The 15,629-nt window shown below is 71.9% G+C and carries 18 protein-coding genes and 1 pseudogene; 6 read left to right on the plus strand and 13 right to left on the minus strand.

Annotated features, from left to right (window positions below):
- The 5 genes from ACFFNX_RS22700 to ACFFNX_RS22720 form a co-directional block, all read right to left on the minus strand.
- Nucleotides 1-967 (minus strand): ATP-binding cassette domain-containing protein (locus tag ACFFNX_RS22700; protein WP_378205643.1); only part of this gene is annotated, 967 nt, incomplete at its 3' end.
- A complete protein-coding gene (locus ACFFNX_RS22705; protein WP_378205646.1) occupies nucleotides 964-2,013 on the minus strand; it encodes a sugar ABC transporter substrate-binding protein in 1,050 nt (349 codons plus the stop codon). The genes ACFFNX_RS22700 and ACFFNX_RS22705, both read right to left, overlap by 4 nt.
- A gap of 8 nt (nucleotides 2,014-2,021) precedes the next feature.
- Entirely contained in the window at nucleotides 2,022-2,765 is a 744-nt protein-coding gene (locus ACFFNX_RS22710; RefSeq protein WP_378205649.1) for an SDR family NAD(P)-dependent oxidoreductase, read from the minus strand.
- A 1-nt stretch (nucleotide 2,766) separates the two neighbouring features.
- Complete coding sequence (locus tag ACFFNX_RS22715) at nucleotides 2,767-4,050, minus strand: enolase C-terminal domain-like protein (protein WP_378205652.1); 1,284 nt, start codon at nucleotides 4,048-4,050, stop codon at nucleotides 2,767-2,769.
- Nucleotides 4,047-4,886 (minus strand): fumarylacetoacetate hydrolase family protein, encoded by an 840-nt coding sequence (locus tag ACFFNX_RS22720; RefSeq protein WP_378205654.1) that lies wholly within the window; start codon nucleotides 4,884-4,886, stop codon nucleotides 4,047-4,049. The genes ACFFNX_RS22715 and ACFFNX_RS22720 overlap by 4 nt, the downstream gene beginning before the upstream one ends.
- 190 nt (nucleotides 4,887-5,076) lie before the next feature.
- Between ACFFNX_RS22720 and ACFFNX_RS22725 the strand changes: the two genes are divergently transcribed.
- The 3 genes from ACFFNX_RS22725 to ACFFNX_RS22735 all read left to right on the plus strand — a co-directional run bounded on the left by ACFFNX_RS22725 (nucleotide 5,077) and on the right by ACFFNX_RS22735 (nucleotide 7,167).
- On the plus strand, nucleotides 5,077-5,784 hold the full coding sequence (locus ACFFNX_RS22725) for a FadR/GntR family transcriptional regulator (protein WP_378205657.1): 708 nt from the start codon (nucleotides 5,077-5,079) through the stop codon (nucleotides 5,782-5,784).
- Nucleotides 5,781-6,116, plus strand: a complete 336-nt coding sequence (locus ACFFNX_RS22730) for an L-rhamnose mutarotase (protein ID WP_378205660.1) — start codon at nucleotides 5,781-5,783, stop codon at nucleotides 6,114-6,116. The genes ACFFNX_RS22725 and ACFFNX_RS22730 overlap by 4 nt, the downstream gene beginning before the upstream one ends.
- A 427-nt stretch (nucleotides 6,117-6,543) precedes the next feature.
- Entirely contained in the window at nucleotides 6,544-7,167 is a 624-nt protein-coding gene (locus tag ACFFNX_RS22735) for a hypothetical protein (protein WP_378205662.1), read from the plus strand.
- Nucleotides 7,168-7,483: 316 nt separating this feature from the next.
- On the opposite strand, the pseudogene ACFFNX_RS22740 reads toward ACFFNX_RS22735, so the two are convergent.
- From ACFFNX_RS22740 to ACFFNX_RS22770, 7 genes and pseudogenes are all read right to left on the minus strand, one after another.
- Nucleotides 7,484-7,607, minus strand: a pseudogene (locus tag ACFFNX_RS22740) (IS481 family transposase); the annotation flags it as partial.
- A gap of 111 nt (nucleotides 7,608-7,718) precedes the next feature.
- Complete coding sequence (locus tag ACFFNX_RS22745; RefSeq protein ID WP_378205665.1) at nucleotides 7,719-8,354, minus strand: MBL fold metallo-hydrolase; 636 nt, start codon at nucleotides 8,352-8,354, stop codon at nucleotides 7,719-7,721.
- 56 nt (nucleotides 8,355-8,410) lie between these two features.
- Nucleotides 8,411-9,670 (minus strand): diaminopimelate decarboxylase, encoded by a 1,260-nt coding sequence (lysA, locus tag ACFFNX_RS22750; RefSeq protein WP_378205668.1) that lies wholly within the window; start codon nucleotides 9,668-9,670, stop codon nucleotides 8,411-8,413.
- A complete protein-coding gene (locus tag ACFFNX_RS22755) occupies nucleotides 9,667-9,945 on the minus strand; it encodes an Lrp/AsnC ligand binding domain-containing protein (protein WP_378205671.1) in 279 nt (92 codons plus the stop codon). The genes lysA and ACFFNX_RS22755 overlap by 4 nt, the downstream gene beginning before the upstream one ends.
- 149 nt (nucleotides 9,946-10,094) lie before the next feature.
- Entirely contained in the window at nucleotides 10,095-10,388 is a 294-nt protein-coding gene (locus ACFFNX_RS22760; protein ID WP_329262195.1) for an iron-sulfur cluster biosynthesis family protein, read from the minus strand.
- A gap of 130 nt (nucleotides 10,389-10,518) precedes the next feature.
- A complete protein-coding gene (locus ACFFNX_RS22765) occupies nucleotides 10,519-11,463 on the minus strand; it encodes an LLM class F420-dependent oxidoreductase (RefSeq protein WP_378205675.1) in 945 nt (314 codons plus the stop codon).
- 10 nt (nucleotides 11,464-11,473) lie between these two features.
- Nucleotides 11,474-12,247, minus strand: a complete 774-nt coding sequence (locus tag ACFFNX_RS22770; protein WP_378205678.1) for an SDR family oxidoreductase — start codon at nucleotides 12,245-12,247, stop codon at nucleotides 11,474-11,476.
- Nucleotides 12,248-12,325: 78 nt separating this feature from the next.
- On the opposite strand from ACFFNX_RS22770, the gene ACFFNX_RS22775 reads away from it, so the two are divergent.
- Both ACFFNX_RS22775 and ACFFNX_RS22780 read left to right on the plus strand, forming a co-directional pair.
- Entirely contained in the window at nucleotides 12,326-13,120 is a 795-nt protein-coding gene (locus ACFFNX_RS22775) for an SDR family oxidoreductase (protein ID WP_378205681.1), read from the plus strand.
- Nucleotides 13,121-13,141: 21 nt separating this feature from the next.
- Nucleotides 13,142-14,122 carry a phosphotriesterase family protein gene (locus tag ACFFNX_RS22780; RefSeq protein WP_378205684.1) on the plus strand — a complete coding sequence of 327 codons (981 nt, stop codon included), beginning with the start codon at nucleotides 13,142-13,144 and terminating at the stop codon, nucleotides 14,120-14,122.
- On the opposite strand, the gene ACFFNX_RS22785 is transcribed toward ACFFNX_RS22780, so the two are convergent.
- The gene (locus tag ACFFNX_RS22785; RefSeq protein ID WP_378205687.1) at nucleotides 14,112-14,990 is read right to left on the minus strand and encodes a LysR family transcriptional regulator; all 879 of its coding nucleotides are present in this window, start codon (nucleotides 14,988-14,990) and stop codon (nucleotides 14,112-14,114) included. The genes ACFFNX_RS22780 and ACFFNX_RS22785 overlap by 11 nt on opposite strands.
- Before the next feature lie 71 nt (nucleotides 14,991-15,061).
- Here ACFFNX_RS22785 and ACFFNX_RS22790 point away from each other — a divergent pair.
- Nucleotides 15,062-15,629 (plus strand): MFS transporter (locus tag ACFFNX_RS22790; RefSeq protein ID WP_378205690.1); only part of this gene is annotated, 568 nt, incomplete at its 3' end.

A 15,629-nucleotide genomic window follows, 5' to 3' on the forward strand; every position in this document is an offset into this window, starting at 1 on the left:
CGGATGCGGCGCGGCGCAGGCCGACGATGGCCTCGCCGACCGCCATCTTCCCCGAGCCGCCCGACCCGGCCAGCCCGAGGACCTCGCCGGCCGCGACCGTCAGGGACACGTCGTGGAAGACGTCCGGCAGGCCGAGGCGCTCGACCCGCAGCGCCGGCGTGGCGCCCTCCTGCGGCACCGGGCGTTCGGCGGGCGGCTCGATCAGGCCGGTCGCCTCCCCGGTCATCGCGGCGACGAGCGCCGGCTTGTCCAGCTCGGCCACGGGCGAGGTGACGATGTGCCGCGCGTCGCGCATGACCGTGACGGTGTCGCACACCTCGTACACCTCGTCGAGGTGATGGCTGATGAACAGGAACGTCACCCCGGCCTCGCGCAGCGAGCGCATGCGGCCGAACAGCCGCTCGATGGCGCTGCCGTCGAGCTGTGCGGTCGGCTCGTCCAAGACGATGAAGCGCGAGCCGTGCGACAGCGCCCGCGCGATCTCCACGAGCTGGCGCTGTTCGACGCCGAGCCGCTCGGCCGGGGCCCGTACGTCGACGTCGACCTCCCAGGCGTCGAGCAGGTCGCGCGCCCGGCGGCGGAGCCCGCCCCAGGAGATCAGCCCCGCCCCCTGCCGGTTCAAGAAGAGATTCTCGGCGACGGACAGCGACGGGATGACGGTGGACCGCTGGTAGACGCAGGCGACACGGCTCCGCCACGCCTCGCGGTCGGCCACCGGCGGCGCGGGCTCGCCGCCGAACTCCACCGATCCGGAGTCCGGCGGCACCAGGCCGGTGAGGACCGACACGAGCGTCGACTTGCCCGCGCCGTTGCGGCCGACGAGCGCGTGCACCTGCCCGCCGGTCACCTCCAGCGACACCTCATCCAGCGCGACGGTCACCCCGAACCGCTTGCTGATCGCGTGTGCCGCCGCGACCGGCCGTGTCGTCTCCTCACGGCCGGTCGCGGCGCCTCCGGGAGCCGTCATTTGATCTGGTTGCCCCAGAGTGAGGGGTCGGTCGACTTCAGCGAGCCCGGGTAGGACCCGTCCTTGGTGACCAGCGGCGCGGGCAGCTGGTCCTCCAGCACGCCGGGCCGCGGCGCGACGATCGTCGAGCCGTGGTCGGTCTTGCCGGGGGAGAACCTCTGCCCGTTGATGGCGGCCTTGATGTAGTACAGCGCGTACTTGGCGTACAGGTCGGCGGGCTGGGACACGGTCGCGTCGATCTGCCCGGCGGCGATCGCCTTCATCTCCTCGGGGATGCCGTCATTGGAGATGATCGCGATGTGCTTGGGGTCGCTCGGCGGGACCAGCAGGCCCTTCTGCTTGAGCACGTTGAGCGTGGGGGCGAGGAACACGCCGCCGGCCTGCATGTAGATCCCGTTGATGTCGGGGTTGGCGGCGAGCGCCGTCTGCAGCTTGTTCGCCCCGACGTCGCCCTTCCACTCGGTCGGCAGGCCGATGACCTTGATGTTCCGGTAGTTCTGCGCCATGCACTGGTTGAAGGCGTCGGTACGGTCGCGGCCGTTGATCGAGGCCAGGTCGCCCTCCAGCATGGCGACCTTGCCCTTGCCCTTCAGCGTGTCGCCGAGGAACTTGCAGGCCTTCTCCCCGTACGCCTTGTTGTCGGCGCGGACGACCATGTAGACGTCGCCCTTGTCGGGGCGGGTGTCGACGCTGACGACGGGGATCTTCTTCTGCTTGAGCTGGCCGAGGGTGGGGGCGACCGCGGCGGTGTCCTGCGGGGCGAGGACGACGCCCTTGACCCCCTGGCCGATGAGCGTCTGGACGTTGGCGGTGAGCTTGGCGATGTCGTTCTCGGAGTTGGTGGTCTTCAGGTCCAGGCCGAGCTGCTTGCCGAACTGCGGAACGTACTTGATGTAGGAGTTCCAGAAATCGGTGTCCGAGCGAGGGTAGTCGACTCCGACGACCTTTCCGCCTCCCGCGCCGCCACCGCTGTCGTTGTTGCAGGCCGTCACCAGTAGCGCTGCGGCGGCGAGCGAGGCGCCGGCCGCGAGGGTCTTCCGCTTCATCGCGATCCTCATTTCTCTGGTCGCAGTCGCAGGCCGTCCATGCCCCCGTCGACCGCCAGCGCCGTTCCTGTCGTGGCCGAGGCGAGCGGGCCGGCCAGGTAGGCGATCGCCGCGGCGACCTCCTGCGCGCTGACCAGGCGCCCGGTCGGCTGGCGGGCCTCCAGCGCGGCCCGTTCCGCTTCGGGGTCGTCGGCCGCCTCCAGCAGCCGGCCGATCCACGGTGTGTCCGCCGTTCCGGGGTTCACGCAGGTGACGCGGATCCCCTCCCGCAGGTGGTCCGCCGCCATCGCGCGGGTGAGCGACAGCACGGCACCCTTCGTCGCCGAGTACAGCGCCCGGCTCGGCAGTCCTGCGGTGGCCGCGATCGAGCAGGTGTTGACGATCGCGGCGTGCTCGGACCGGCGCAGGTACGGCAGGGCGGCCCGGCTCACCCGCACCATGCCGAACAGGTTCACGTCGAAGACGTCCCGCCACTCGTCGTCGTCGTTGTCCTCGACCGTGCCCTGCGCCCCGATGCCGGCGTTGTTGACCAGGACGTCGAGGCCGCCGAGGTGCCCGGCCGCGTCCGCGACCGCCGCACGGACCTGCGCGTCGTCCCGTACGTCCGCCTTGACCCCGTACAGCGGCTCCGGCGGGCCGGACAGATCCAGGCAGGCGACGGACGCGCCGCGCTCGGTCAGCAGGTTCGCGGTGGCGAGCCCGATGCCGGACGCGCCGCCGGTGACAAGCGCTCTGATACCGGTGAACTCCACGTCATGACCTCCACACGGGGCCGTCGGGATAGGCGTACTCGGCTCGGCTCTCGGCCTTGATCTCGGCCGACATCCCCGGGGCGTCCGGCGCGAGGTAGTGGCCGTCGCGCACCCGTACCGGGTCGGTGAAGTGCTCGTGCAGGTGGTCGACGTACTCGATGACGCGGTCCTCGGTGGAGCCGCTGACCGCGAGGTGGTCGAACATGGACAGGTGCTGGACGACCTCGCACAGGCCGACGCCGCCCGCGTGCGGGCAGACCGGCACGCCGTACCTGGCGGCGAGCAGCAGGATCGCGACGTTCTCGGTGACGCCGGAGACCCGGCAGGCGTCGAGCTGCAGGATGTCGATCGCGCCGGCCTGGAGCATCTGCTTGAAGATCACCCGGTTGGCGACGTGCTCCCCGGTCGCGACCCGCACCGGGCGCACGCCCGTACGGATCGCGGCGTGGCCGAGGACGTCATCGGGGCTGGTCGGCTCCTCGATCCACCACGGGTCGTACGGTTCGAGCGCCTTGACCCACGCGATGGCCTGCTCGACGTCCCAGCGCTGGTTGGCGTCGATCGCGATCCGGATGTCCGGGCCGACCGCCTCCCGGGCCAGGCGCATGCGGCGTACGTCGGCGTCCAGGTCGCTGCCGACCTTGAGCTTGATCTGGGTGAAGCCGTCCGCGACCGCCTCGTGGGAGAGGTGTACGAGCCTGTCGTCGGTGTACCCGAGCCAGCCGGGCGTGGTCGCGTACGCGGGGTAGCCGGTGGCGAGGAGCGAGGCCTCGCGCTCCGCCCGTCCGCTCTGGGCCTCCCGGAGCAGGTCGAGGGCCTCCTCCGGGCGCAGCGCGTCGGTGAGGTACCGCCAGTCGACGAGGTCGACGACCTGCTCGGGCGGCATGTTCGCCAGCAGCCGCCAGACCGGTTCGCCCGCCACCCGCCCGGCCAGGTCGAACGCGGCGTTGGTCAGGGCGGCGGCGGCCATGTGCACGACGCCCTTCTCCGGGCCGAGCCAGCGCAGCTGCGAGTCGTGGGTCAGCCGCCGGGCGAACTCCCCCAGGTCGGCCGGGTCCAGCTCGCGGCCCACGACGAGTGGCGCGTACGCCTCGATCGCCGCGGCGCACAGCTCGGTGCCGCGCCCGATGGTGAAGCAGAACCCGTGGCCCTCCGCGCCCGTGTCGGTGTGCAGCACGACGTACGCGACCGAGTAGTCGGGGTCGGGGTTCATGGCGTCCGAGCCGTCGAGCCGGCGTGAGGTCGGGAACCGGACGTCGTGGACGTCGAGCGAGGTGACCTTCATGCCAGCCTCTGCCGCTGCCGGCCGAGCCCGTCGATCTCCAGCTCGACGACGTCGCCCGTGCGGAGGTACGGGGTGCCGGGGCGGGCCATCGCGACCCCGGCCGGGGTGCCGGTGTTGATGACGTCGCCGGGGTCCAGCACCATGAACTGGCTGAGGTACCAGATCAGGTGGTAGATCCCGAAGATCATGTCCTTGGTGTTGCCGTCCTGGCGCAGCTCACCGTTGACCCAGAGCCGCAGGCCGAGGTTCTGCGGGTCGGGCACCTCGTCGGCGGTGACGAGGTGGGGCCCGAGCGGGTTGAAGGTCTCGCACGACTTGCCCTTGTCCCAGGTGCCGCCGCGTTCGAGCTGGTATTCGCGTTCGGAGACGTCGTTGGCGATCGCGTAGCCCGCGATGAGGGCGCGCGCCTCCTCCGGCGAGTCCAGGTAGCGGGCGCGGCCCTTCAGCACGACGGCGAGCTCGACCTCGTAGTCGGTCTTGCCGCTGCCGCGCGGGATCAGGACGTCGTCGTCGGGCCCGACCACGGTGTTGACGGCCTTCATGAAGATGATCGGCTCGGCCGGGATCTCGGCCCCGGTCTCCGCCGCGTGGTCGCGGTAGTTCAGGCCGATGCAGACGATCTTGCCGGGCCTCGCGACGGGGGCGCCGACCCGCTTGGTGTTCTGGATCCGGGGCAGCTCGCCCGCCTCGTACGCGGCCCGCAGGTCGTCCAGACCGGTCGCGAGGAAGGCGGGGTCGATGTCGCGGGTCACGCCGGACAGGTCGAGGAGCGTCCCGTCCTCGGCCAGGATCGCGGGCCGTTCGGCGCCTTCCGGTCCGACACGCAGCAGCTTCACGGAGCCGTCCTTCCTGGGTCGAGCACTGGTCCGACCTCTGACTCAGTCATCGGACCTCTTACACGGACATGACACCATCAACCGCAGATCTCCTGGCAATACCCTGTTACTGACTTGTTACATTGTGCGGATTGGTCGGATCTGTCACGCTCGTACAGAATGCAGATCGGGCGCAGGAGCGGAGGAACGGGTGCCGGATGAGACCGCCGCCAAGACCACGGTTACCGAGCGGGCGATCGAGGAGATCAAGGTCAAGATCGCGACCGGGGAGCTGGAGCCTGGGCAGCGGTTGCCGACCGAACGCGACCTCGCGGCCGAGCTCGGCCTGTCGCGCAGCTCCATGCGCGAGGCGATCCGGGCGCTGACCGTCATGGGCGTGCTGGAGGCCCGGCACGGCGCGGGCATCTACGTCACCCGGCTGGAGCCGGGCGACCTGCTGGAGACGTTCGGCGTCGTGGCGGAGATCTCGCGCGGCTCGACGCTGCTGCACCTCGTCCAGGTCCGCAAGATCCTCGAACCGGCGGCCGCCGCCGCGGCCGCGGCGCGCATCGACGAGGCCGGCCTGGCCCGCCTGCGCGCCGAGATGAACGCGATGGAGCGCGGCACGACCGCCGAGGAGATCGTCGGACACGACCTGGAGTTCCACCGGATCATCACCGAGGCCGTGGGAAACCCGGTGCTGGCGGCGATCCTCGGCGGCCTGAACAGCCGCACCTTCCGCGCCCGGGTCTGGCGGGGGTACCGCGAGGAGGGCGTGTTCCCCCGGACGTTCAGCGAACACGACCAGATCTACCGCGCCCTGGCCGAACGCGACCCGGACGGCGCCCGCGTGGCGGCGGCCGTCCACATCGGCGCGGTCGAGGACTGGGCCCGCCGCCAGGCCGACGATGTCGGGTGAGGGAGGACGGATCGGTGCGGATCGCGCTGCACACACGCCTCGCACCGGGGCGTGAGGAGGAGTACGAAGAGGCCCACCGGTCGGTGCCGGCGGAACTCGTGGCCGCCATCAGGGCGGCGGGCGCCCACGACTGGACGATCTGGCGCGACGGCCTGGACCTGTTCCATGTGATCGACTGCGACGACTACGCGGCCCTGCTGTCCGCCCTGGAGAACCTCCCGGTCAACGTCGCCTGGCAGGCACGGATGGCGGGCTACCTCGAAGTGATCCACGACTACACCGACGCGGGTCAGGGCCTCCCGCAAGTCTGGCGCCTCCCACCGGAGACCTGACCCACACCCGACGGCCCGGCACACGACCGACGACCGGGCCCGGGCCCGGGCCCGCCGACCATGACCCGCTCGGCGGGGCTTTCACTCGGCGAACGCGCCCCACTCACGGGACCCGACTCAACGGCGATGACGCGCCCTCGAACAGGACGCTTCGCCCTTCGCCGGGGCCTCCCCCCGTATCGATTGTCCCAGCGCGTCATCAGGGTCTGGAAGGGCGGCGGACGGGGTGTGGATGAGTGCGGTCGGTCTTCTCGCGGGCTGGTCGCCGCGAGCGGAGGGGTCCTGAATTTGCCCGAGCCGGGGTGGAGGTAGCCGCAGTACGGGCCGGGGGCGGCCCCCAGCGACTTCTCAGGGGCGAGCCCTTAGGTTTCCCTGATATGAGCCTGAACGTCTTCTCCGCGTCGCCGGGCGCGCTCATTCTCAAGGCATGAGCTCGATGACTTCGCTGATCACGGCCGTGTGGGCCGTCGCCGTGCTCTGGGCGGTCGTCGCCGTTCAGATCTGTTCGCTCGCCGTGCGCCGGGGCCGGATGACGGTGCGGCGGAGTGCCTCCCGTACTCGCGTGGTGCTGCTCGTCGCGGCCGTCGCCGGGGCGTTCGCCGCCCTCGCGGGGGGCTTCGTGTCGGCGCCGCGGGCCCTGGTCGCCGCTCCGCTGCTGGTGGTTCCCGCCGCCGTGGCCCTGGTGTGGACGCTTCCTCCGCTGCGGGCGCTCGTGTCCGCGCTCGGTGACGACCCCTGGGGGCCGTCCGACCCGCGGACCCGGCGGGCCGCCTCCGAGCCCCGGCTCACCGTTCCGTCGCTCGTGGCGCCGGCCGGCGCGGTCGCGGCCGTCCTCGTCCTGACGGGCGGGCTCGTCACCGCACTGGTCGCATACGGGCTGACCGGCGCGGTCACGGCGGCGCTCCTCTGGTGGGCACCACGCCGCCACGAGAACGCCGCCCACGCGGGCGTCCTCCGGCGGACACTGATCCGTGCCGAGCGACTCACCGCAGGCCCCCTCGCCGGACGGCCCGCCACCGCGAAGCAGGCCACGGGCCGCGAGGCCGCCTGAACACGCGTCGGCGACAGGCCGAGAGCACGCAGCTGCGTCGGTGGCACCGGGCGTTGTCGGTGAGGATGCGTGGGATGTGGTCGATGCCGTGGGCGTTGAAGTGGGCGGGGGCGTGGTGGCGGCGCAGGATCTGGGCGATGGTCCGTTCGGGCACGCCGGTGGCGGCGGCGATGAACGCCGGCCCGCGCGGCTGCTGGTGCCGGTATGCACGTACGCTTCTTTGCGGGCGAGGGTACGGGGAGCGCTGCGATGCGGCCGGCGGGAACGATCGACCAGCCCGGCCGTGCTCGTCATAGCGGGGGAACTCAGCGGTGCGCGCATTGCCCCGGGAGACTCCCAGTTCTTTGGCGACGTGAGCGATGGGACGGCCGTGGTCGCGGACACGCTCGACGAGCAGGCGGCGGCCGTGGGGACGTCAGCCGAGCGTCAGCGTGGGCCATGAGGACCTCCGAGACGGGTGAAGACGGCTGTCTCCACCACACTCGGAGGTGTTCTCATTGATCAACCACCAGTCCTGGCATGTCACCAACCTCACCGCCGAGTACACCTGGCTAGAGCTGCACGGACTCTCCCGGCTTAAGACGCTGGAACTCGGCGTCCTGGCGCTTGGCCTCGCCGGCGAGCTGGCTCTCCAGCAGGCCCAGGCCGGCCTCGTTCAGCAGGCCGTCGTGCACCGCGTACGCGCGGCTGGGGGCGACCTCTCGCAGGTACTGGATCATCTCCGGGGCCTTCATCCACGGCGCCTGGCCGGGGACGAGCAGCGTCGGTGCCTGGGCGACGGTGAACGCGTCGCCGGGATGGAAGACCTCCTCGTCGATGAAGAAGCCCACGTTGTCCACCGGCGGCACGTCGGGGTGGACGACCTCGTGCTTCTGCCCGATGACGGCGACGTCGAAGCCCGCGATGGTGAGCGCGTCGCCCTCCCCGACCGTACGGACGCGGTCGCCGACGTCGCCCAGGATGTCGGCGACGGCCCGGCACGTGTAGACGGTGAGACGCGGGTCCTCGGCCAGGGCGCGGCGCAGGCGTTCGGCCTCCAGGTGATCGAAGTGCTCGTGCGTGATGAGCACCGCCTCGGCACCCGTGATCGCGTCGCCCTCCGGCGTGAGACCGCCGGGGTCGATGACGAGAGTGCGATCGTCCTTGCGCAGGCGCACGCAGGCGTGGCCCAGCTTGGTCAGCTGCATTCCTCTCACCTCATCCTTCGACTCAGACGATCTTTTCACGCCGTCCTGGCCGCAGCTCAGCCGACGTCGCGGCGGATCAGGTCCTCAAGGGTCTCGCGGCGGACCAGCGGCCGGGCGCGCCCGCCGTGTACGGCGACGACCGGCGGCCGGGCGATCTGGTTGTAGTTGGAGGCCATGGAGTGGTGGTACGCGCCGGTGCACGGCACGGCCAGCAGGTCGCCCGGCCGTACGTCCGCGGGCAGCGGCACGTCCGCGGCGATCACGTCGCCCGCCTCGCAGTGCCGCCCGACGACCGTCGCCGGAGTCTCGGACGCGCCCGTACGGCGTCCGACCCGGGTGACCGAGTAGCGGCTGCCGTACAGGGCGGGCCTGGGGTTGTCGCTCATGCCGCCGTCGACCACGACGAACGTCCGCGCGCCGTGCTTGACGGCGATGACCCGGTAGAGGGTCACACCCGCGGCCGCGACGATCGCGCGGCCGGGCTCGACGGTCAGCGACGGTTCGGGGATCCCGCGTACGGAGCACTCCTCCGCGACGGCCGTGAGCACGCGGGCGGCGAAGGTGCAGACGTCGAGGCCGTGCTCGTCCGGCCGGTACGCCACCGCGTGGCCGCCGCCGAGGTCCAGCTCCGGCAGGCCGCCCATCTCCGCCATGAACGCGACGAGCCGCCGCGCCGCCGTCTCGTAGCCGTCCGGCTCGCCGATCTGCGAGCCGATGTGGCAGTGCAGGCCGGCGAGGGCGAGCGTGGGCTGGCCGAGTACGCGGCGTACGACGTCGGCGGCGGCGCCCGAGGCGAGGGACAGGCCGAACTTCTGGTCCTCGACCCCGGTCGCCACCGCGCGATGGACGTGCGGGTCGACCCCGGGTGTCACCCGTACGAGGACCTTCTGCGGGTGCGGGCGGTCGCCGGCCTGCGCGGCCAGGCGCGCCACCTCCCCCGCCGAGTCGACCACGATCCGCCCCACGCCGTACTCCAGGGCGGCCGCCAGGTCCGCCGGCGTCTTGCCGTTGCCGTGCAGCAGGATCCGCTCCGCCGGGAAGCCGACGGACCGGGCCAGGGCGAGTTCGCCGGCGGAGCACACGTCGAGCCAGAGACCCTCTTCGTCCACCCAGCGGGCCATGGCCCGGCAGAGGAACGCCTTGCCCGCGTACGCGACGCGGTGCGGGCGGAGGGCCTTGCGGTACTCGCGGCACCGGTGCCGTACGTGCTCTTCGTCGAGGACGTAGACGGGGGTGCCGAAACGCTCGGCGATCTCGGTGAGGGACACGCCGCCCACGGAGTGCCCGGGATCGGCGGTGAGGGGCCAGATGTTCATCGGTCGGCCAGGGCCACGTGGTGCAGGACCAGGGTGGTGGAGGTGTGACCGCCGGCGTTCCGCAGGTCGTTCACGGCGCTGTCGAGGTCGGCGAGGGCCGGGCAGCTGAGCCGCACCTCGTAGTCGCAGTCACCGGCGAGGCGCCAGGCGTCCACGACGGCGGGGTCGGTGCGCAGGTGCTTCTCGAACACCTCGTGCTCGGTGCCGCCCATCAGCCGTACACGGACCAGCGCCACCAGCGTGCCCGGGGCGGTCAACGTTCCCATGACGTCCATGTGATCGACGGTAGGGACGAAACCGGCAGGTCAGGCGGCTGCGTACGGGTCCTTCACGCCCGCGGGCGCATCGTTGACGCGTTCCTAACGGCCGAAGAATGCCGATCGCCCCGGACCCAGGCGGGTCCGGGGCGATCGGCTTCGTTCGGTCAGACGGATTTGTCGGCGAGCCGGAACGTCACGTCTCCCTGCTCGTCGACGCTCGCGTCGAGCGTCATCTCGTCGAGGATCGACGCGGCGTCCGGTTCTAGGTAGACACGAGCCCCCTGTTCCTCGACGACCTCGTCGCCCGCCTGGGGGCCCTCCGCCACCGCGAGGGCCAGCGTGCCCGCCTGCTCGGGCTCGGACTGCGTTGCGATCCGCAGCCCGGTCTGCGGAGAAAGCTCGGGCTGGCTTGTGACGGTACGGATCACCTGAACCGCCGAGTCGGTCAGCGTGAGCACTGTCAACAGCTCCTTCTGTCGGAGTTTCCCGTGATGGACACGACCGCGGGCCGTGCTTGCGCCTGCCATGCCCCGCATCACGACCCGCAAACGTCGCAGCCCGCCGCGTGACCGGTGACGCGTTTCACGTTCACGGCGCGAGCGCGCGCACCGCCTCCAGCATGTCGACGCGCTCGGCGGGCAGTACGGCGAGGATCGGGGTGTCCAGTCCGGCCTCGACGTACTCCTGGATCCGTTCCCGGCATGCCTCCGGCGAACCATGGACGATCAGTTCGTCCACGACGTCGTCCGGAACGGCCGCCAGGGCCTCCTTACGGTCGCCCTCCGACCAGGCCTTGTTCATCGCGGCGAGCCGATCGCCGCGCCCGAGCCACTCGTGGAAGGCCGCGTACGCGGGCACCGTCAGGTACGCGGCGATCATCCAGCGGCCGAGGGCGCGTGCCTCCTCGGCGTTCGAGGTCGGGCAGACGAAGATCCGCGCGAGCAGTTCCTTCTCCCCGCCCACCTCGGACCGCACCTGACCTACATCCGTGGGTGACAGCCAGTTGGTGATCGCGGCGTCGGCCTCGCGGGCGGCGAGGCGCAGCATGCCGGGCCGCAGCGCGGCGAGCGCGATCTTCGGCGGGGTCTCCGGGGCGTTGTCCAGCCTGAAGCCCTTGACGTTCAGGGCCTCGTCGGTGACCTTCTCCCCGGCCAGCGCGCGGCGCAGGAACCGGAGGGTGTCGCGGACCCGCTGGTACGGCTCGGTGAACGGAATGCCGTTCCACCGCTGCACGATCGCCGGCGAGGACGTCCCGATGCCGAGCACGAACCGGCCCGGCGCGAGGCCCGCGAGCGTCGCGGCCTGCTGGGCGAGCAGGCCGGGGCCGCGGGTGTAGACCGGGACGATGGCCGGACCCAGCCGGAGTCCGGGCGCCCACTGCGAGGCCAGGGCCAGCGGCGTGAACGCGTCGGTGCCGTTGGTCTCCGCCGACCACGCGTCGGTGTAGCCGAGGTCCTCCAGCTCGGCGACGATCTTCTGGTGCCGCGCGAGCGGCACACCGGTGAGCGGGATCGTCAGTCCCCATCGAGACATGCGGGCCTCCTCAGGCGATCACGGGGCGGATCGTGCCACCGCCGTCGACGACGATGGTCTGTCCGGTCATCCAGCTCGACGCGTCGCCGGCCAGGAACACGATGGCCTTCGCGATGTCCTCGGGCTCGCCGATGCGGCCGAGCGGCATGAACTTGTTGATCGCCGCCTCGTTCTCCTCCCACAGCGCCCTGGCCAGGTGGGTCCGCACCAGGCCGGGGGCGACGCCGTTGACGCGGACCCTGGGCGCGAGCTCCATGGCGAACTGCCGGGTGAGGTGGATGACGGCGGCCTTCGTCGCGTTGTAGTACCCGATGCCGTGCTCGGTCACCATGCCGCCGACCGAGGCGATGTTGACGATCGACCCGCCGCGCTCGGCCATCGACAGCTTCCACACGAGCTGGGTCCACACGACGAGGGCGAACTGGTTGACCTCGACCGTCTTGGTCGCGCGGGCGGCGTCCAGGTCGACCATGGGGCCGTAGTACGGGCTCGTGGCCGCGTTGTTGACCAGAACGTCCACGCCGCCGAACTCCTCGACGGCGGCCCGCACGCAGGCCCGCGCGGCGTCCTCGTCGGCGACGTGAGCGGCCTTGGGCAGCACCCCGGCGCCCGGATGCGCGGCCCGGATCTCCGCCGCGACCTCCTCCAGCGCGTCCTGCTTGCGCGAGGACAGGACCACGTTGCACCCCTGCGCGGCGAGCGCCAGCGCGGTCGCCTTGCCGATGCCGCGTGACGCACCGGTGATCAGCGCGGTTCTGCCCGCCAGACCGGTCTCCAGTCCCATGTTGCCGCCTCTCGCTCCAGGCTTTCAGGCTGATACCCGAATCGGGTTCAGCCTAGTGACAGATGTTACGTTCCTGCCATGCGGGTGACTGGGAAGAACATCGTGATCACTGGCGCCGCGAGCGGGATCGGCGCCGCGCTGGCCCGGCGGTTCGCCGCCGAGGGCGCCGCCGGGATCTGCCTCGCCGACCTGGACGAAGACGCCGCCGCCCGGGTCGCCGCCGGGCTGGAGTGCCGTACGGTCGTGCGCCGCACCGACGTGGGCGAGGAGTCCCAGGTGCGGTCCATGGTCGAGGCCGCCGCCGGCGAACTGGGCCCGATCGACCTCATGTGCTCCAACGCGGGCATCGGCACCGGGGCCGGGCTGGAGGCCACGGCCGAGCAGTGGGCGGCCACGTGGGCGGTCAACGTCCAGGCCCACGTGTACGCCGCGCGCGCCGTGCTTCCCTCGATGCTCGAACGCGGCGAGGGGTACCTGCTCAACACGTGCTCCGCGGCAGGCCTGCTGAGCCAGCCGGGCGACGCCCCGTACGCGGTGACCAAGCACGCCGCCGTGGCGTTCGCCGAGTGGCTGTCCCTGACGTACGGCGACCAGGGCGTGCGGGTGAGCGCGCTGTGCCCGCAGGGCGTGCGGACGCCGCTGCTCACCGGCGGCCTCGACGGGCACCTGGCGGCCAAGGCGGTCGCCGCCGCGGGCACGGTGCTGGAGCCCGAGGAGGTGGCCGACGCGGTGATCGCCGGGCTGGCGGCGGAGAGGTTCCTGATCCTCCCGCACCCGGAGGTGGCCGAGTACGTACGCCGGAAGGCCTCCGATCACGATCGGTGGCTCGCGGGCCTTCGCAGAATGGTGGCCGGGGTTCAGAATCGGGACTGAGCTCTGGATCGAGGAGGCCGCATGCCCACGGTCGAGACCGTACGCGGAGCCGTCGACGTCGCCGGGCTCGGACCGACGCTCATGCACGAGCACGTGTTCTTCCTCGACCCGGAGTACCTGCAGAACTACGGCACCGGCTGGTGGGACGAGGAGGAGCGGGTCGCGGACGCGATCGAGCGCCTGCGGTCGGTGGCGGCCCGCGGCGTCCGCACGTTCGTGGACCCGACGGTGTGGGGCGGCGGCCGCTACATCCCCCGCATCCAGCGGATCAACGAGCAGGTTCCGGAGCTGAACATCATCGTCGCGACGGGCTACTACCACTACACGGAGGCGCCGATCCAGTTCGCGAACCGCGGGCCCGGACTGCTCTTCGACGAGAGCCCGGACCCGCTCGGCCGGGCGTTCGTCGGCGACATCGCCGAGGGCATCGCGGACACCGGGGTCAAGGCGGCGTTCCTCAAATGCGCCGTCGAGCACCCCGACCCGGCCCCGGGTGTCGAACGCGTCTGCCGCGCCGTGGCCTACGCCCACCGGGAGACCGGCGCGCCGATCACCGTGCACACCAACGCCCACCAGCGGACCGGCCGCTGGGTGGTGGACCTGCTCCGCGCCGAGCACGCCGACCTGACCAAGGTGGTCATCGGGCACAGCGGCGACTCGGGCGACCTGGACTACCTGACGCGGCTGGCCGACACGGGCGCGCTGCTCGGCATGGACCGGTTCGGCCTGGACGCGTTCCGCACGACCCCCGAACGCGTCGAGACGATCGTGGCCCTGTGCGAGCGCGGCTACGCCGAGCGGATGGTGCTGAGCCACGACGCGATGTGCTGGATCGACTGGTTCGGCGACGACTTCGCCGGGCTGCGGGACCGGCTCATGCCGAACTGGCACTACGAGCACATCCACGACGACGTCCTGCCTGCTCTGCGCGCGGCCGGCGTGAGCGAGAGGGACATCGCCGCGATGCTGGTGGACAACCCGCGCCGCTACTTCACCCGGTAGGCGGGCGCGCCGGGTCGGAGCGTTCGATGACGAAGCGGCGGAAGTCCTCCACCACGGGTGGGCGGGTGCGCCCGGCCACCCACGCCAGGCCGATCGTCCGCCGCGCGCCCGGAAGCTCGCGCTCGGCCACCCCCGCCACCGGGTCGCCCGGCGGGACCAGTGCGATGCCCAGACCCGCCGCGACCAGGCCGCGCAGGGTCGTCGCCTCCTCTCCCTCGAAGGCGATCTCCGGCCGGATCCCGGCCTCGCGGAACAGATCCTCGGCGATGGAGCGCAGGCCGTACCCGTGGCGCATCACGACGAACGGCTCGTCCGCCACGTCGGCGAGGCTCACGTGGCGCGCGCCGGCGAGGCGGTGGCCGGCGGGCATCGCCAGGCGCAGCCGTTCGACGGTCAGCGGGTGCCAGGCCAGGCCCTCCGGACGCGGGCTGGTGATCGCCATGTCCGCGCGTCCCCGGACGACCTCCGCCTCCAGGTGATCGGCGCTGCCCTGGGTCAGCCGGAAGCGCACTCTCGGGTGCGCGGACCGGTAGGCGCGCAGCAGCTCCGGCACGAGCGCGGTGCCCTGGGTGTGCAGGAACGCCAGGCCGACCTCGCCGTGCTCGGGGTCGGCGGCCTGGGCGAGCGCCCGCCGCGCCGCCTTCTCCGTCTCGACGAGCCGCTCGGCGTAGACGCGGAAGATCTCGCCGTACGCGTTGAGCCGGAGCGTACGGCCCTCCCGGTCGAACAGCGGGGCGTGCAGCTCGCGTTCGAGCCGGGCGATCGCGCGGGAGAGGCCCGGCTGGGAGATGCGCAGCTCCTCGGCCGCCCGCGTGACGTTGCCGATCTCCGCCACGGCGAGGAACCAGCGAACCGTTCCCAGATCCATGCCTGCCGAGCATAGCTTTCCGGCAGAACTTTTATTGGACGCATCGACCCGCGTCCCGCAGGGTGGAAGGCGTGCTCCCGTCTCCGGCCTCCGCGCCGTCCCGCCATGCCCCCGAACGGCACCGGCGCGGCTCCCCCGGCCTGCGCCGCGTCAACCTGGCGCTCTTCGTCGCCGGCCTGACGACGTTCATGTCGCTCTACTGCACCCAGGCGCTGCTGCCGGCTCTCTCCCAGTTCTTCCGCGTCTCCCCGACCACCTCCAGCCTGCTCGTCTCGCTCACCACCGGCACGCTCGCCCTCGCGGTGATCCCGGTCAGCGCGCTGTCGGAGCGCTTCGGCCGGACGCGGGTCATGCTGGTCTCCTCGGCGGTCGCGGCACCGCTCGGCCTGCTGATCCCGCTCTGCCCGTCGTTCCCGGCGCTCGCCGCGGTGCGCGCGCTGCAGGGCGTCGCCCTCGCGGGCGTCCCCGCGGTCGCCATGGCCTATCTGGCGGACGAGGTCCATCCGGAGGCGCTCGGCGGTGCGATGGGCCGCTACATCGCCGGCAACACGGTCGGCGGGCTGGCCGGGCGGCTGTTGCCCGGCTTCGTCACCGATCTGGCCGGCTGGCGCTGGGGGCTGGCCGCGACCGCGCTCGCGG

The organism is Actinoallomurus acaciae (assembly GCF_042429965.1).
GTDB classification, from domain to species: domain Bacteria; phylum Actinomycetota; class Actinomycetes; order Streptosporangiales; family Streptosporangiaceae; genus Actinoallomurus; species Actinoallomurus acaciae.